14 protein-coding genes and 1 pseudogene are annotated in these 17,289 nt (G+C 65.6%); 3 read left to right on the forward strand and 12 right to left on the reverse strand.

Annotated elements, in window-relative coordinates:
• Window positions 1–47: 47 nt before the first annotated feature.
• Window positions 48–426, reverse strand: a pseudogene (gene tnpA, locus MWU77_RS13060) (IS200/IS605 family transposase).
• A 24-nt stretch (window positions 427–450) separates the two neighbouring features.
• Between tnpA and MWU77_RS13065 the strand changes: the two are divergent.
• Entirely contained in the window at window positions 451–1,695 is a 1,245-nt protein-coding gene (locus MWU77_RS13065) for a transposase (RefSeq protein ID WP_247273892.1), read from the forward strand.
• 87 nt (window positions 1,696–1,782) lie between these two features.
• Window positions 1,783–2,970, forward strand: coding sequence for an ATP-binding protein (locus MWU77_RS13070; RefSeq protein ID WP_169689473.1), 1,188 nt, complete (start codon window positions 1,783–1,785; stop codon window positions 2,968–2,970).
• On the opposite strand, the gene MWU77_RS13075 is transcribed toward MWU77_RS13070, so the two are convergent.
• Both MWU77_RS13075 and MWU77_RS13080 read right to left on the reverse strand, forming a co-directional pair.
• On the reverse strand, window positions 2,924–3,508 hold the full coding sequence (locus tag MWU77_RS13075) for a sigma-70 family RNA polymerase sigma factor (RefSeq protein WP_247273893.1): 585 nt from the start codon (window positions 3,506–3,508) through the stop codon (window positions 2,924–2,926). The genes MWU77_RS13070 and MWU77_RS13075 overlap by 47 nt on opposite strands.
• A gap of 81 nt (window positions 3,509–3,589) precedes the next feature.
• The gene (locus MWU77_RS13080) at window positions 3,590–4,267 is read right to left on the reverse strand and encodes a nitroreductase (protein ID WP_169689475.1); all 678 of its coding nucleotides are present in this window, start codon (window positions 4,265–4,267) and stop codon (window positions 3,590–3,592) included.
• Window positions 4,268–4,530: 263 nt separating this feature from the next.
• Between MWU77_RS13080 and MWU77_RS13085 the strand changes: the two genes are divergently transcribed.
• Window positions 4,531–5,364 (forward strand): arylamine N-acetyltransferase, encoded by an 834-nt coding sequence (locus tag MWU77_RS13085; protein ID WP_206040244.1) that lies wholly within the window; start codon window positions 4,531–4,533, stop codon window positions 5,362–5,364.
• A 24-nt stretch (window positions 5,365–5,388) separates the two neighbouring features.
• On the opposite strand, the gene MWU77_RS13090 is transcribed toward MWU77_RS13085, so the two are convergent.
• The 9 genes from MWU77_RS13090 to benA form a co-directional block, all read right to left on the reverse strand.
• Window positions 5,389–6,396 (reverse strand): NAD(P)H-dependent glycerol-3-phosphate dehydrogenase, encoded by a 1,008-nt coding sequence (locus MWU77_RS13090; protein ID WP_169689476.1) that lies wholly within the window; start codon window positions 6,394–6,396, stop codon window positions 5,389–5,391.
• A 125-nt stretch (window positions 6,397–6,521) separates the two neighbouring features.
• Window positions 6,522–7,232 (reverse strand): polysaccharide deacetylase family protein, encoded by a 711-nt coding sequence (locus MWU77_RS13095; protein WP_247273894.1) that lies wholly within the window; start codon window positions 7,230–7,232, stop codon window positions 6,522–6,524.
• Window positions 7,233–7,260: 28 nt separating this feature from the next.
• Window positions 7,261–8,523: a benzoate/H(+) symporter BenE family transporter gene (locus MWU77_RS13100; protein ID WP_169689478.1), complete on the reverse strand. Its 1,263-nt coding sequence runs from the start codon at window positions 8,521–8,523 to the stop codon at window positions 7,261–7,263.
• A gap of 15 nt (window positions 8,524–8,538) precedes the next feature.
• Window positions 8,539–11,226, reverse strand: a complete 2,688-nt coding sequence (locus tag MWU77_RS13105) for a LuxR family transcriptional regulator (RefSeq protein WP_169689647.1) — start codon at window positions 11,224–11,226, stop codon at window positions 8,539–8,541.
• A gap of 11 nt (window positions 11,227–11,237) precedes the next feature.
• A complete protein-coding gene (locus tag MWU77_RS13110) occupies window positions 11,238–12,581 on the reverse strand; it encodes an aromatic acid/H+ symport family MFS transporter (RefSeq protein ID WP_054715625.1) in 1,344 nt (447 codons plus the stop codon).
• Between the two features lie 101 nt (window positions 12,582–12,682).
• The gene (locus MWU77_RS13115; RefSeq protein WP_247273895.1) at window positions 12,683–13,480 is read right to left on the reverse strand and encodes a 1,6-dihydroxycyclohexa-2,4-diene-1-carboxylate dehydrogenase; all 798 of its coding nucleotides are present in this window, start codon (window positions 13,478–13,480) and stop codon (window positions 12,683–12,685) included.
• Window positions 13,477–15,096, reverse strand: a complete 1,620-nt coding sequence (gene benC, locus MWU77_RS13120) for a benzoate 1,2-dioxygenase electron transfer component BenC (RefSeq protein ID WP_247273896.1) — start codon at window positions 15,094–15,096, stop codon at window positions 13,477–13,479. Before benC ends, MWU77_RS13115 begins: the two co-directional genes overlap by 4 nt.
• A gap of 32 nt (window positions 15,097–15,128) precedes the next feature.
• Window positions 15,129–15,632, reverse strand: coding sequence for a benzoate 1,2-dioxygenase small subunit (gene benB, locus MWU77_RS13125; protein WP_247273897.1), 504 nt, complete (start codon window positions 15,630–15,632; stop codon window positions 15,129–15,131).
• A 13-nt stretch (window positions 15,633–15,645) separates the two neighbouring features.
• A complete protein-coding gene (gene benA, locus MWU77_RS13130; RefSeq protein WP_169689482.1) occupies window positions 15,646–17,028 on the reverse strand; it encodes a benzoate 1,2-dioxygenase large subunit in 1,383 nt (460 codons plus the stop codon).
• Between the last annotated feature and the right edge of the window lie 261 nt (window positions 17,029–17,289).

A 17,289-nucleotide genomic window follows, 5' to 3' on the forward strand; every position in this document is an offset into this window, starting at 1 on the left:
GTGTCTCTACTGTCACCCAGGGCGACGTTGGGATTTCACGTAGTCGGCTACCACCGACAACGGGCACCGCCCGCGGTCCCGCAGCAATACGAGCGGGACCATAAATGCCCGCCCCACAGGTACCGGGAAAGGTGCTCCGCGTGATCGCGCCGCAAGTGCCGCGATGACACACTTGAGCGAGTTCACCAGCTTCGACAGCTGCACAGTCGCGGGAGAGCTGATCAGCAGGTGCACATGATCGTCCTCGCCGTAGAACTCCGGCAGTTCGCATCCGAAGTCCACTCACACCTCCCGCATCACCTCCTCGCAGTCCGCCAAGATCGGGCCGGTGAACGCGCCACGCCGATATTTCGTGACGAGCACCAAATGTGCGTGACAGTCCCACACTGCGTGTCTGCCACATCTGACAAACCCAATCTCATCCATGACACCAAAAGTTATCGTCGGGGTGTGCTCAAGCGATACCGCTGCCGTGCCTACCCCACAGGGGAGCAGCACAGGGCGCTGTCGCGACTGTTCGGGTGCTGCCGGGTGGTGTTCAACGATGCCCTCGCCGCGCGGGAATCCGCCCGCAGGGCGGGCCGGCCGATCCCGAGTAAAGGCGAGTTGTCGGCAGCGCTGACCGCCGCGAAGGCGACACCCGAACGGGCGTGGTTGGCCGAGGTGTCCTCGGTGCCGTTGCAGCAGTCGCTGGCGGACCTGCATCGCGCGTACGCCAATTTCTTCGATTCCCATACCGGGAAACGCAAGGGCCGCAAGGTCGGTGCGCCACGCTTCAAGAGGCGGACACATCGCCAGTCCGCTCGTTTCACCCGTAACGCGGGTTTCGGTGTCCTCGAGCCGGGCGCCGGTGCCGGGTTTGTGCGGTTGCCGAAGATCGGGCGGGTGCGGTACGAGTCGTCACGGCCGTTGCCGGCGGACCCGTCGAGTGTGACGGTGATCCGGGAGGCCGACGGTCGGCACTATGTGTCCTTCGTCGTTGATGAGCCGGCGCCGGCGGTGGTTCCGGCTTCGCCGGCTCGGGCTGCCGGTGTGGATGTGGGGTTGACGGATCTGGCGACGATCGTCTATGACGACGGTACTCGCGAGAAGATCGACAATCCTCGCTGGTTGCGGTCGAAGGAGCGAGGATTGGCCCGTGCGCAGCGGGCATACTCACGCACCATGAAGGGGTCGAAGAATCGGGATAAGGCTCGCCGGAAGGTCGCGGCGGCGCACCGGAAGGTGCGGGAGACCCGCCTGGATCACCACCACAAGCTGGCACTGAGGTTGGTCCGCGAGAACCAAGCGGTCGCCCTCGAGGGGTTGTCGGTGGCGGGTTTGGCGCGCACGAGGTTGGCGAAGTCGGTACACGATGCCGGCTGGTCGACCCTCAGGCGGTTGATCGAGGAGAAAGCCGCCCGGTATGGCGCGGTGGTGCACACGATCAGTCAGTGGGAACCGACGTCGCAGGTGTGCGCGGGCTGTGGGGTGCGGGACGGGAAGAAGCCGCTGGATGTGCGGGTGTGGGTGTGCTCGTCGTGTGGGTTGGTGCTGGATCGGGATTACAACGCCGCTGTGAATGTGATGCTCGCCGCTGGGCTGGTGGAGAGGGTAAACGCTTGTGGAGGGAGCGTAAGACGTGTGCTTGCATGCGCGGACCCGGTGAAGCAGGAACCCGCTGAACAGATCTTGCCGGATGGTGAGGCTGCGTAGGAATCCTTCGTGTTCACGCGGAGGAGGAAGTCAAGACACGCGCTAGAGGAACTCAGAATCCCCTGACATCGTCGTTACCATCGACCGATGGACCCGGTCCGCAACCCGTACGCCCCCGGCGCGGGGCAGCGCCCACCCGAACTCGCCGGCCGAGAGAAACAGCTCACAGCCTTCGGCGTGGTGCTCGAACGCATCGCACGAGGAAGACCCGAGCGCAGCGTCGTGCTCACCGGCCTCCGCGGAGTCGGCAAGACCGTCCTGCTCAACCACCTGCGCTCGCTCGCGATCGCGAAGAGCTGGGGTACCGGCAAGATCGAAGCCCGCCCCGATCAAGGTCTGCGCCGGCCTCTGTCGTCCGCGCTCCACATGGCTGTCCGCGAGATAGCTGCGGGCCATCCGGATCCGGAATCGGTCGACTACTTCCTCGGCGTCCTCAAGTCGTTTGCGCTGCGCGCCACCGCCGACAAGGGCATGCGCGAACGTTGGCAACCCGGCATCGACGCCCCTGCGGTCAAGGGTCGCGCCGACTCCGGCGACATCGAGATCGATCTCGTCGAACTGCTCGTCGACGCTGCCGGACTCGCGCGCGACGTGGGCGTCGGGATCGCCCTGTTCGTCGACGAGATGCAGGACCTCGGCCCCGACGACGTCTCCGCGATCTGCGGCGCGTGCCACGAATTGAGTCAGGATGCTGCGCCGCTCATCGTCGTCGGCGCGGGGCTGCCGCATCTGCCCGCCGTGCTGTCGGCGTCCAAGTCGTACTCCGAGCGATTGTTCACCTATCACCGCATCGACCGACTCGACCGCGAAGCGGCAGACCACGCACTGATCGCCCCTGCGGAACGCGAAGACGTCGAATTCACGCAGGAAGCGCTCGACGTGCTGTACGAAATGGCCGATGGTTACCCGTATTTCGTTCAGGCCTACGGAAAAGCCACGTGGGACGTCGCCGCGGCCAGTCCGATCACCCCCGACGATGTGCGAGTCGGGTCCCCCGACGCGGAGGAGGAACTTGCCGTCGGCTTCTTCGGCTCCCGCTACGAGCGGGCAACACCCGCCGAACGCGAATACATGCGCGCAATGGCCGAACTCTCCGGCGACGACGGCCCGGTGCCCACGTCGAAGATCGCAGTGGAACTCGGACGCAAACCGGCGTCGCTGTCGCCGGCTCGCGACGGACTCATCAAGAAGGGCCTGATCTATTCAGCCGAACGAGGATTCATCGGCTTCACCGTGCCGCACTTCGGGAAGTATCTTCGTGCTCAAACAGACTGATCTGTGTGCGTAGACGCGTCAAGGCACGGTGCTGCGCCACGCGCACAGCGCCGGGTGTGGTGCCGAGCATGAGTGCGGTGCGTTCGGTGCTGTAGCCGCGGAAGATTCGCAGAATCACGATCTGGCGTTGTTGCTCCGGCAGTAGGTCGACGAAACGACTTGCAGCAGCGGCGAGTTCGCTGTCGAGTACATCCTCGTCGGGTGAGGGTTCGTGTACCTCGTGGACGGGCGCAACCGGGCGCGGTGCTTTGCGCCGGGCGTCGACGACCTTGTTTGCTGCGATCGCGAAGGCGAACCGCAACACCGACCCGCCTCGATCGTCGTATCGGGGCAGCGCGCGTACCAGGGCCAGGCAGGTTTCCTGCGCGACGTCTTCGGCGGGTGTGTGTGCCCGGGTCTGCTCATCCATGCGGGCGGTGCAGAACTGCAGGATGTGCGGGCGTACACAGCTCACCACGGTGCCGACGGCGTGCGGCTCGCCGGCGACGGCGCGCGGTACCCAGTGGCGGAGCAGGAGTTCGGTGTTCTTGTCGGCCACGGCGGTGGTCCTCTCGGGTGGTGTGGATGTCACACCACCTTCCGTCGCGGCGTGGCCGAGCAATACCGACCCTCGGGTGGGTTATTCGTCCACCCACTCGACGGTGTCGTCGAGCGATGCCCGATCGGTGCGGCACGTGTTGGCCGGATGAGCGTCGTCTGCGTACCCGAAGGCGATCGCGCAGACGACGTCGCGGTCGTCGCCGATGTTCAGTTCGCGCCGCAACGCCGTCCCGGCCATGGGTACGGCGGCCTGCGGGACGGCAGCGATGCCGAGGGACTCCGCGGCGAGCAGCAGCGTGGAGACATAGCCACCGCAGTCGACCGCACCGTACACACCGAGGGCCTTGTCGGTGGTGATGATCGCGACGTGCGGTGCGCCGAAGAATCGGTAGTTCTCGAGCATCTGCTCGGTGCGGCGCGCGTAGTCGTCGCGGGCGATGCCGAGCGCGTTGTACAGCGCGTATCCCGCTCCGCGGCGGCGTTCGGCGTACTCGCCCCGGTACTCGACCGGACCCGGGATATCGGGGTCGAGTTCGCCGGACGAGGCTTGCGCGTAGAGCGCCTCACGAAGGCGTTCGATGGCGTCTCCGTTGACGAGATGCACGCGCCACGGCTGGGAGTTGCACCACGACGCGGTGCGCTGTCCCATCTGCAGCATGCGTTCGATGTCCTCGCGCGGTACCTGTTTGTCGAGGAAGCCGCGGCAGCTGTAGCGGGAGTCGAGGAGGGTCGACAACATCTCTGCGTTGCTGGTCATGTCGACCACGATGGCACAAGCGAGGACTTAGCGCTCGTTCAGGGTCGGTGATCCGGCGTGCGGACCAGGATGGTCGACGTCCTCGGCTTGCGCCTCGATCCACCACCGGTTGCATGCGAAGAATCGAGGAATATACGCATATCTAGCGCACAGCTGAGATATTGGAATATTCCCATGGGGACGTGCGTTCTGTCGCCGAGAGCCACGCTGTGTGAGACTGCAGGAATATCCGCCGACCGCATGTCTCGCAGAAGGGCGTGGGAATGGACGAACAGCCGCTCATGGGACGGTCGTGGCGCACCGACCTCTTCGATGTCCCGGAGTATCTCGCCGCCGTCGGAGTTCGGCCCACCGCGCCGACCCTCGACCTGCTCGAGGAATTGCACGGCGCCCACGTGCGTACCTTTCCCTTCGGGAACGTGGACGTGCTGCTCGGCACCCATCCCGGCGTCGCGCCCGACGCGATCCAGGAACAATTGGTGCGACGAAGCCGAGGTGGTTACTGCTTCGAGCATTCGCAGATCTTCGCAGCGGCGCTCGAACACCTCGGATTCTCTGTGCGCCGGGCATTGGGGCGAGTGCACGAGCCGACCAATACCCGGACCCACATGACGATCCACGTCGAGCTCGATGGTGAGAGATGGTTGTGCGACCCGGGTTTCGGATTCAGCATTACCGGACCCATCGCGCTGAAGGACGGTGCTACACGCGCGGAGGGAGACCGGCAGTTCGGCGTGCGAGGGCTCACCGATCAGGGCACCACCGTCTGGGCGCTCACACGGGAGGGCGACGCCGAACACTACGTCGACGAGAGCCCGGTCCATCCAGCCGACGTCAGGACCGGGCATTTCATCACCTCGCGCGAGGAGAATTCGCCGTTCGTGAATCACCTCATGGTCATGCGCCACATGCCGCACGCTCACGTCACACTCACCGAAGCTGCGCGCACGACCCGAACCCCAGGAAGGGCCACCGAACACACGAAGTTATCGGTCGCCGAAGTCGTCGACACGGTACTGGAACTCGGAATTGCGTTGGACCGGAGTGAGATCAGCGCATTATCGTCCGTCGTGGAGCGGCTACGGTCCCGCAGTTGACATGCAGCGGCCGGACAGTGGAAATCACACGATGTCCTGCTCGTGTCCGGCCGCAACCCTCCGTAGCCCTCGGTACGCCTCGGCAGGCGAGCGCCTCTCCGCGACCACCGCCTCCACCTCCGCCGCGATCGGCATCACGACGTCGTATTCGCGCGCGAGTTCCATCACCGTCGGTGCGGTCTTGACGCCCTCTGCGACCTGACCGAGCTCGGCGAGGGTTTCGTCCAATGTCAGGCCGCGTGCGAGCGACTCGCCCACACGCCGGTTCCGCGATGCCGGGCTCATGCAGGTGGCGATCAGATCACCGATCCCGGTCAGGCCCGCGAACGTGCGCGGATCGGCACCCATTGCTTCCCCGAGCCGGGTCATTTCGGCGAGGCCACGCGCCAGCACCATCGCCCGGGTGTTGTCGCCCACCCCCAGCCCCTCGGCCATTCCCGCGGCGATCGCGATGATGTTCTTCAACACGCCGCCGAGTTCACACCCGAGTACATCGGTGTTGCGGTACACACGAAACACTTTCGACGCGAACAGCGGCTGTAGCGCCGTCGCCACCGACTCGGCCTGCATCGCCACGACCGATGCCGCAGCCATGCCGTCGGCAATCTCGCTGGCGATGTTCGGCCCCGACAGCAGGCCGACCGGGTGCCCGGGCAGGCATTCCGAGACCACCTGCGTCGGCCGCAGCCGGGTGCCAGGCTCGAGTCCTTTCGCCAGGGACAGCAACGGCACCCAGGCCCGCACTTCGTCGGCGATCGGTTCGAGGGTCGCGCGCACCGCGTGCGACGGCACACCCACCACCATCACGTCGGCCTCGTGGGCCGCCTCGACGAGATCCGATGTCGCACGCAGATCCTTCGGCAGTTCCCGGTCGCCGAGGTACCGGCTGTTGCGATGGGTCTCGTTGATCTCGGCTGCAGTGTCGGGGTTGCGCGCCCACAGCAGAGTCGGGGTGTTGCGAGCCGCGAGCCCCGCGACCGTGGTGCCCCACGATCCGGAACCGAGAACGACGACGCGAACCGGACGTGCCATCGGAATCCTTCCGTCGGTGGTCTTCGAAGAACAGATTGTCAGGCACTGCGCTGTCGTGAGTGCTCTTTACCCGACATCGTGCCGGTATCCCCTTCGTTGTTCGTCCAGTTCGCGCTGCGTCGAGCTCACCGGCCGAGCAGATCCGACACCGTCACGAACCGGTACCCCTCGGCGCGCAGACCGTCGACGATGTCGGGAATCGCCTCGAGCGACGACGTCCGGGATGGGTACATCACGTGCAGCAGGATGATCGAACCGGGGCGTGTCTCCTCGAGTGCTGTCCGGACGATCTCGCCGGTGTCGGACGAGGCCGAGTCCGGTTCGACGTCCCACATGACGGTGGTCCGGTCGTGTTCGTCGAGATAGCGGGGAAGCGCAATCAGTTTCTTTCCGTAGGGCGGCCGGAAGGTGATCTCTCCGTCGTAACCGGCGTCGCGGATTGCAGCGTCGGTGCTCTCGATTTCCTCCGCGACGGTGTCGCGGCCGACGAAAACCATCCTGCGGTGTGTTGCGGTGTGGTTCCCGAGTTCGTGACCGGCCTCGACAATCGCTCGACCGAGTTCGGGTCGCTCGGCCATCTCTGTGCCCGTGACGTAGAAGGTGGCAGGTACATCGGCGTCCGCGAGAGTCTGCAACACCTCGGGTGTGAGCGGGCTCGGCCCGTCATCGAGCGTCAGCGCCACGACCTTCTCGTCGGTGTCCACGCGGTCGACGAGGGTGCCGAACAGTTGCGTGCTCCTCGAATCCATGAGGCGATACGCCGTGAATGCGGCGACGATCAGTACCAGCACGACGATCGACACGATCAGCGCTGTGACGCGGGAGCGGAAGGCCATTCACGCATGCTGCCAGAAGCCGGACTTCCTACTCGCCGTGGGGATCCGTCCAATCCTGGCGTTCGAGCAACCACGACACCGCGACACCACCGACGATCCCCCAGAACGCCGCACCGATGTTGAAGAACATCACGTCGGACGCCGTGACGATGAACGCGACGAGCGCACCCATTGTGTAGCGGCGACTGAACCCGGCGACGAACGCACCCTGCAGGGCCTTGAGCATTGCGAGGCCACCCAGGACCGCGACGAACGACGCCGGGGCCGCGATCATCCAACGCACGAACAGTGGTGCGAACAGCCCGAAGATGATTGCCAGCGCGCCGCACGTCAACGCCGCTGTGTACTGGCGGGACCGCTCACCGGACGAGGTCAGCAGCGCGTTCGTAGGGCCGGTCAAGCAGGTCGACACTGCTCCGACGCAGGCAGCGGGGAACGACCACAGCCCGCACATGATCGTGGAGACGTTGATCGGCGGGTTGTGCCCGACCGAGCGCAGCACGGCCACACCTTGCCCGTTCTGAACGACGATGACGGTGATCGCGAGCGGAACCACCAGTTCGAGAAGTGCCGACCAGGTGAAGACCGGCGCGGTGAAGACCGGTGCTGCAAAGACGTTTCCACTGCCGGGCTGCGGTTCGAACCGGCCCGAGAACGCGACCGCGACGGCGCCGGCGAGCAGTGCCCCCAGGATGGGCGGCATCCACCGGCCCAGTGCTCCTACCGTGCTGAGCAGCAGGAACACCACAATCATGGGCACTGCGATCGCGAAATCGGAGCCCAGGGCCTTCACCAGGTTCGTCCCGAACGACAGGAACACACCCGCGACCATGGCCATCACGATGGGCATGGGGAGCGCTTCCATTGTGCGGCGGACGAGGCCCGTCACTCCCAGCACGGTGATCAATGCGGCCGTGGCGAAGAACGCCCCGACCACCTCGGCCCAGCTCAGGTGGGTGAGGGACCCGCCGACGAGAATCGTGCCGGGGATCGTCCAGAAGAAGCCGAGCGGCTGCCGGTAGGCGAGGCTCATGGCGATCGTGAGGATGCCGTTGAGCGCGAAGACCCCGAAGATCCACGACGCCAACTCCGCCTGTGACAGCCCGCCGGTGGCGCCTGCCGCGAGAATCACGGCGACAGGCCCGGTGCACGAGAAGATCAGTCCGATGAGCCCGTTCGATACGTACCTGGGTCCGAAGTCACGCAACACCGCCGCGGGCCGGAGCCATGGCCGAGGGGGCCGCTCGAACAGGTCGGTGTCGGGGCGTGTGACGTCGTCGACAGCTGTCATCGGGCTGCTTCTTCCTTACTCTTCTTGGCGGAAACGTGCTGCGAGCTCGCTGCGTGAGCGGATGCCGAACTTCGCATAGACGCGGGTCAGGTGGTACTGGACGGTCTTGACCGAGAGAAACAGTTCTCCCGCCACTTCCTTGTTGGTGTGGCCCGACGCGACGAGTGTGGCGACAGCACGTTCCTGCGGTGTCAACGCGGACACGTCGGTGTGATTCCGAATGCTCACCGCGTCGCCGGACTTCAACCCGCCCGCTTTGAGCTCGCGGTCGCAGCGCGCGACGATCGAGCCCGCGCCGAGCACGGCATACAGCTCCCGCGCGGTGCGGATCACACTGTCTGCGTCACGTCGCCGTCCGGCGCGGCGCAAGGTCTGCCCGTACGCGAAATTGATGCGTGCGCGATCGTACGGCAATGGGAGGGTGTCGATTTCGGACAATGCACTCTCGAAGGAGTCGCGGGCTGCGTCGATGTCGCCGCGCGCGCCGTGAATGCGTCCGCGCACGTACCCGAGTCGTGCTTTCGCGGAACGGTGACCTCGCTCGGCGGCACGTTCTTCGTGGGGGCGCAGGAAGGCGTCGGCGTCGTCGACGCGGCCGGTCATCACCAGCGCGTTGCCGTAGAGATCGGGCCACGGCCAGAATCCGGGTTCGTCGAGGGCTTCTCTGTGCCGCAGGGTCACGAGGGGGTCGAGTTGGCGGAGCACCCCGTCGTAATCTGCTGCTACCTCTGCGCATTGGGCTGCGGAGATGCAGGAGGGGACGAGCATGAGCGTGTAGTCATTGCTCCCGGCGCGGCCGCGCCGCAGGTGCTCGCGCGCGGCATCCCAGTTGCCGCGCAGCGCATGCACCTGGGCTCCCGTCCAATGGACGAGTGGCCGCAGCAGATCCAGACCGGTCGAATCGAGTTGTGCAGCGGCCCGATCCACGGTGCGCAGGGCATCGCTCCACGCCCCCAGGGTGAACTGGGTGCGGGCGAGCCACGCTTGCGCCCACAGGGAGATCCGGAGAGAGCCACCGCGGAACGTGGTGGGTTCGGAGGCTTCCAGTTCGGTACGGGCACGATCGGGCGCATCCAACGCCAACGCGAGCCAGCCTTCGGCCATGCGGATGCGCTGGCTCTGTGCTCCGAGACGGACGTGGTCGGCAAGGCCGGCGTACGAAGCACGGGCCTCGTCGATGCGTCCGGTCATGCCCAGGCCGAGGCCCCGGATGGCGTTGGACTCCACGACGGCGGGTGCATTGCCCGGGACCAGCGACGAGGCGCGATCGGCCCAGGCCACGAGTTCGTCGCCGCGCATCCTGGCCAGCGAGTGCAGAACCATCCGCTGGCAGATCATCGCTGCCAGTTCGGGGTCGCTCTCCGACTCGTCGACCATCGTCCAGGCTTCCGAGAGCAGGTAGTGCGCCTCGGCGGCGCGGCCCCGCTGGATTGCGAGGTAGCCGAGGACCGCGTTGCGCATCGGACCTCCGGGGGCGCTTTCGATCTCGGGAACGAAGGTCTGAGCCTGGGGGAGATCGGCGGCGCCGGTGAGTGCGTCGACCCCGCGGATCAAACGTTGTGTGCGGAGGTCGCGTTCGGGCGTGATGCGACCTGCCGTGATGAGCGCCTCGGCGGCCTGCGCCCATGCACCGTCGGCAGCGCGTTGCCGAGCGAACCGATCGAGTTTGTCCGCGAGGGTGCCGTCGGCGGCGGGTGTGGCCGACACCAGATGGAACAGGGCGTTGCCCTCGTCGTCGACAAGTGTGGCCGCTCGCGCATGCAGTTCGCGCCACCGCGCCGGCCCGATCTCGTCGGTGACGGCGGCGCTGGTCATCGGGTCGGGGAACAGCAGGGTGACGATGCCCTGCCGTTCCCGCATCGTCAGCAGACCGGCGGTGTGTGCTTCGTCGAGCAACGGTGTGGGGTCGTCGACTTCGGCAAGTGCGGCAGCCGGAGCGAGCGGCGATCCGGTGCCCAGGATCGCCGCTGCTTCGATGAGGGCGCGTGTGTCGGGTGAGCAGGCGGTGAGGACGCGTCGGACTGCTGCGGCGTGTTGCGCAGGTGCGGGGAACCGCGCCTGCCACCGCTGCCATTGGGCGCGCGGGATCTCGTCGAGGAGTTGCAACACCGGCCGGGGACTCCCGAGTGTGTGCTCGTGCAGGCGTTGAGCCGTCCAGGGTGAGAGGTCCACGCCCGCGCGGAGAAGCGCGAGCTGGGCGACATCGCCGGAGGTGAGGGCGCGGACATGGATGGTGTCGGCCCGTTGCGACGACAGGATTCGTGCGGTGGTGTCGTCGATGCCGTCGGGCAGGACGTCGGGGATCACCCACAACATCAGGATCGGGCGTTGGTGTGCGCGGCGGATCATCGACGAAAGCGACTGCAACGACTCGATATCCGACCAGTGGGCGTCATCGACGACGATGATCGTGGTGCTGTGGATCGTGTCCAGGTACGCATGCGCAGCATCGATGGGGTCGGCCCCCGGCTCCGGGGCGTGCGTCAACTGTTCGAGGACCGCCCACGGATGGTCCGACTCCCACGGCGCCCCTGATGCGAACTGTGCGTGTATATCACGGTGCCTGCTCGTGAAAGACCGCACGAGAGCGCTTTTTCCGATGCCGGGTGGACCCTCGACGAGGGCGAGCACGGGAGACCCGGCGCGCGCCCCGTCGAGTAGTCGGTCGAGCTGCGAGAGCTCGGTGTCACGTCCTACCAGCATCGAATTGTCCGTCACGCATCCACGGTAGTCCCGGTCGAGGCGTCCGGAACGTCGATCCGCGTGTTGTGCTGCAGCGGTCGGGGAACGAAGAACGTGACGAGGCCACCGGCGAGAGCGATCACCGCGAAGATGTAGAAGTTCACGTTGTTCGCGAAGCCGGCGCCGATCAAAAGGCCACCGATGATCGGGCCGAAGATCCCGCCGAGTCGGCCGAACCCGGCGCACCATGCGACACCGGCTGCGCGAGCGGGGGTGTCGTAGTAGTTGGACACGAACCCGTAGACGAGCACCTGGGTGCCGATCGTGCCGACACCGGCGATCGCGACGGCGGTGAGGAGTACGGACAGAGGGAACCCGAGCGTGAGCGTCACCAGGGCAACGGCGGCGAGGAAGAAGGTGGTCACGATGACGGATTGCGGACCGCGACCGTCGGCGATCTTCGATGCGATGAGGCCGCCGATGATGGCACCGCCGTTGAGGACGAGGAGGAATGCGAGCGAGCCGTCGGCGTTGTAGCCGGCGTCGGCCATGATTTTCGGCAACCATGTGTTCAGGCCATAGGTCAGGAGCAGGCCGGCGAAGCTCATCAGGCCGAGCAGACCGGTGCCGAGCGCGTACTTCCTGGTGGCGAGCGCAGCGAAGCCGACCTTCTCGGTGGGTGCGGCAGGCGCGGCCGTGGGCATCGGGAAGCCGAACTTGTCGCAGGTGGATTTCGCTTCGTCGAGGCGACCGCGGGAGGCCAGCCACGCGGGTGATTCGGGGAGCTTGGCCAGCGCGAGTGGAAACAGGATGACGAGCGGCAGAGCGCCGATCAGGAACAGTCCGCGCCACCCGATGACGTCACGCAACAGGATCGCGAGCAGTGATGCGAGGACACCTCCGGCGGGGACACCGCTGTAGACGATGGCGTTGAACAGGTTGCGCTTGCCGGGCGGGGCGAATTCCGCGACGACGGCACCGGCGGTGGCGACCAGGCCGCCGACACCGATACCGGTGAAGAACCGGAGGCCACCGAACATCGCGATGCTCGTCGAGAAGGCTGCTGCGCCCATACCGACCGAGAACCACACGATGTTGATCAGCATCATCTTGCGGCGGCCGACGCGGTCGCCGAACGCGCCGGTGACTAGAGCACCGACCATGACACCGATCAGGGCGTAGGAGCCGAGTGCCCCGGCCTGCTGCGCGGAGATTTCGCCGAGCTGGGTGGGGTCGCCCATGAGTGTCGGAAGAACAGTTCCGTACACGACGAGGTCGTATCCGTCGAAGATGATCGCGACGGTGGCGAGAGCGACGATCCAGATGACGCTTCGTTTGTGCTGTGGGCTGGCCCAGGTCTGTGTGGTTCGGGTCATTACATGCTCCGGTTTGTGTGAGAGGTCACAAATGAATTCGGGCAGAAAAGTGGCCTCACCAGCAGGGGAAGGCCCACTGGCGAGGCCCGGTCGAACGGCTGTCAGCCTTGATCGCCTCCGGCTACGGGAAGGACCGAACCGGTGATGTACGAGGCCTCATCGGAGGCCAGGAAAGTAATCGCCGCGGCTTGCTCCTCGAGCGTGCCGTACCGCTTGAGCAGCGAAGAATCGACGGTCTGGTCCACGATCTGCTGGTACCAGGCCTTCTCCTGCTCGGTCTGCGGGGCAGGCCCCCGCGCGACCCGCCGCTCCGGCGCGACGGTCCCGCCCGGGGCGGTGGCGACGACGCGAACGCCGTACTGCGACAGCTCGAGCGCAAGCGCGGAGGTGATGGCGTTGACGCCACCTTTCGCCGCGGCATACGGAACCCGGTTCACCCCGCTCGTCGCCACGGACGACACGTTCACGATCGTGCCGGAACGCTGGTCGATCAGGTACGGCGCAGCCGCGCGGCACGACCACAACGTGGGGAACAGCGACCGGCGGATCTCTTTCTCGATCTCGTCGGGCGCGTAGTGCTCGTACGGCTTGGCCCAGATGGTGCCGCCGACCACGTTGATGAGCACGTCGAGTCGTCCGGCCGCCTGCACCGCGAACGAGAGTGCCTCCTCCGCCCCCTCGAAGGTTTCGAGGTCTGCGGTCACGGAATGTGCCTTGCCGCCGTCGGCGCGCAGTGTTTCGGCGACCTCGTGGACGAGTTCGGCGCGGTCGACGAGGACGACCTCCCCGCCTTCGGCCGCGACGCGGGTCGCAACTGCGAGACCGATGCCCTGTGCGGCGCCGGTGATCGTCACACACCGGCCGTCGAACCGTCCCGGGAAGAACTTCACGTCGCTCATCGTGCACCCGCTGCTGCGCCCTCGGCGATCGCTCGACGCATCGTCTCCTTGGCGTGGCCGGAATGCGCGATCATCAGGTCGCGTGCTGCGGCCTTGTCGCCCTTCTCGAACGCCTCGACGAGCTGCAGGTGCTCGTCGATGATGTGTCCCTCGATCCAGTGCGCGTCACGCAGCACCTGGTGCATCAACTGTGTCACCTCGAGGCGGTTGTAGGCCTCGAGCAGCACCGGATTGGTGCAGCAGCGGAACAAGTACTCGTGGAACGCCGCGGTGGTGTCTGTGAACGCGGCGGCGTCGGTGAAGTGATCACCTTCGACGGACGCGCCGGATGCCTCAGCGAGAATCCGGAACTCCACGAGCTGCTCGGGGGTGAGGCGGCCGATGGTGAGCTCGAGGACACCGAGTTCGAGCGCCATGCGGGCGTCGAACTGCTCGTCGGACTCGGCGACGGGCGGGTGCTCCTCGCCGATCTCGTAGTTGCCCGGCGATGCAGGGGTCTCGAGTGCGACGGGCCGTCCTGTTTCGGCAGCGGCCTTCTCGGCAGCTGCCTTCTCCGCGTCGGTGGGGGCCGGGGCGGTCGCCCCGCCCGGGGTAGCAGAGGTGTTGAACTTCTCGAAGTAGAAGTTCACGGGAGTGATGCTGTTCTCCGACAGGTGATTACGCACCGCTTCCACCATCGGCGGTGGTCCGCACAGGTAGATGTCGACGTCGCCGTCGTTGAGGTGCTGCGGCTCGAACAGTCCGGTCACGTAGCCCTTGTTCGGGGCCGACGAATCCTTGTCGGCGACACAGTAGTCGAACGTGAAGTTCGGCAGAGACTCCGCATAGGCCTGGAGCTTCTCGAGTTCGACGAGGTCGTGGTCGAACGTGACGCCGTAGATGAGGTGCACCGGATGATCGGTGCCCTCACTCTGAATCTTCGACAGGATCGACAACAGCGGGGCGAGTCCGGTCCCGCCGGCGAGCAGCAGCGACGGGCGCTTGCGCTCGCGGAGGAAGAAGCTTCCGAAGGGGCCGGTGAATTCGAGAGTGTCGCCCACCTGAGCGCGGTCGCGCAGGTACTCCGACATCAGGCCGCCCTCGGTGATCTTCACCAGGAATGCCAGCGAATTGTCGTGGGGGCCGGTGCTGAACGAGTACGACCGCGTCGCCAGCTTGCCGGTGCCGTCGTCGCTACCGGGAACCCCGATGTTGACGTACTGCCCGGGCAGGAACACCAGGTCGTCCCGGTTGTCGATCTCGACGGTGAAGCCGACGACGCTCTCGGAGAATCGATTGAGTTCGGTGATCGTCGCGGTGTACGAGGCCGCCGCGGTCTTCGCGACATCCGAGGTGCTGGCGATCTGCACCACCAGATCCGACTCGGGCATCATCTGACACGGCAGGCAGTAACCCTGTTCTGCTTCCTCGTCGGTCAGCGCATCCTCGATGCAGTCGCCGCCGTCGTAAGTGCCGGATTCGCAGAACGCCTTGCAGGTGCCGCACGCGCCGTCGCGGCAATCGAGGGGGATGTTGATCCGCGCCTTGTACGACGCGTCTGCGACGGTCTCGTTCGGCTTGACCTTGATGAAGCGGGTGACCCCGTCCTCGAAGCTCAATGCCACCTGGAATGTCATGGTGCCCAAGCCTCCTCTCGTGATTCCGGGTACTAGACGACGTAGACGTCGACGATGTGGTGGATGTAGTCGTTCTTCAGGACGATCTTCTTCTTCTTGATGACCGGCTGATCACCCGAGACATCGAGCGTGATGAAGGTCGTGCCGAAGTAGGTATCCGTGGTGTTGTAGCGGAAGTACAACGAGAACCAGTTGTGGCGCACATCGATCTCGGTGCCGCGGCGCTCGAGGACCTCGACATTGGTGATGTTGTGGCCGGTACGCGGTTCGGGCAGCGACGTCGCCGACGAACGGTCGGTGCGGATGCGGAATACGCGGTCTTCGAGTCCGCCTCGGTTGGGGTAGTAGATCAGCGAGATCTCGGACTGCGGATCCTCGGTGAGTTTGCCGTTGTCGTCCCACGCAGGCATCCAGTACTCGGCCTCGGGGTGGTAGCACTCGAGCCACTGCTCGAACTCGCGGTCGTCGAGCAACCGCGCTTCCTTGTAGAGGAACTGTTCGATGTCGTTCTGCGTCAAATTTGTTGCTGTGGTCATGATTTCGTACCTCTCAGAGCGCGGTGGGCTCGCCGGCGGCGGATGCTGCAGCTTCGGCGTCGACGGCCTTGCGCATCGTGTCGAGCCAGTAGCCGTGCTGGATCGGATAGAGGCCTTCATCCTCGGTCTTCACGCCGCTGGACAGGACGTTGTCCATGCCGAGATCTTTCGCGACCTGATCCGGGCCGTTGAGGATGTGGGTGGCGCCGCGGCTCATGTCGTTCCACGGAGCTGCGGTCGCGAGGTACGTCTTCTGGCAGGACCGGAATTCCTCGAGGTCGTCGGGGGTGGCCATGCCGGTGGCGTTGAAGAAGTCCTCGTACTGGCGGATGCGGCCTGCGCGTGCCTCGGCGCTCTCACCCTTGGGTGCGATGCAGTAGATCGTCACCTCGGTCTTGTCCACGGAGATCGGGCGGAAATGCCGGATCTGCGACGAGAACTGGTCCATGATGTACACGTTCGGGTACAGGCACAGGTTGCGCGATGCACCCACCATGAACTCGGCCTTCTTCTCACCGAATTCCTTGGCGAGCTCGTCCTTGCGCGGGTACAGCGGGCGGTCCTCCGGGTTGCCCCACCACATCCACAGCAGCAGGTGGCCGTGCTCGAACGAGTAGTAGCCGCCGCCCTGCTTGCCCCACGTGCCTGCATCCATGGCCTTGGTTTCGTTGGCCGATTCACCGGCGGTGCGACGCGCGGTCGTGGCCGCGTAGTTCCAGTGCGTCGCCGAAACGTGGTAGCCGTCCGCACCGTTCTCCGCTTGGAGCTTCCAGTTGCCGTCATAGGTGTAGGTGGAGGAACCGCGCAGCACCTCGAGTCCTTCGGGGGACTGGTCGACGAGCATGTCGATCATCTTGGCGGAGTCGCCCAGGTGTTCCTCGAGGGATTTGACGTCGGGATTGAGCGAACCGAAGAGGAAGCCGCGGTAGCTCTCGAACTTCGCCACCTTGCGCAGGTCGTGGCTGCCGTCGGTGTTGAACTGTTCGGGGTAGCCGGCGTCGCGAGGATCCTTGACCTTGAGCAGCTTGCCGTTGTTGCGGAAGGTCCAGCCGTGGAACGGGCACGTGAAGGTGGTGCGGTTGTCGGTCTTGCGGCGGCACAGCATCGCGCCGCGGTGGCTGCACGCGTTGATCAGGGCGTGCAGTTCGCCTTCCTTGTCGCGGCTGATGACGATGGGCTGACGACCGATGTTGGTGGTGAAGTAGTCGCCGACATTCGGGATCTGGCTCTCGTGCGCGAGGTACACCCAGTTGCCCTCGAAGATGTACTTCATCTCGAGTTCGAAGATCTCTTCGTCGGTGAAGACGTCGCGTCGGACCTGGTGCCGTCCGGTTGCGGGGTCTTCGACGAGGGCTCCGTCGAGATGAGTGCGCACGTGCTCCACGATGTCGGTCATGGGGATCCTCCAGTGTCGGCGTAGTTCCCGGGACGAACAGCGTCGGTGTCCGATTCCGGTCCGAACACAGTTGCCGTGGCGGCGGTCGGACAGGCTGTGTCGGGGTGGGGCTCGGACGGGCTGTGTCCGGCATTACTACTACCCTGACATCCTGTGTTTGCGGTCACACCGGGTAAATGCCTAGTGATACCTAGGACCCCGCGGTCGGAGGACGAAGGACCCTGGACGAACAGAATGGCCGAATGTCACCTTCATGAGCTC

Origin of the sequence: Rhodococcus sp. F64268 (genome assembly GCF_023015605.1) — a bacterium.
Lineage (GTDB): Bacteria > Actinomycetota > Actinomycetes > Mycobacteriales > Mycobacteriaceae > Rhodococcus.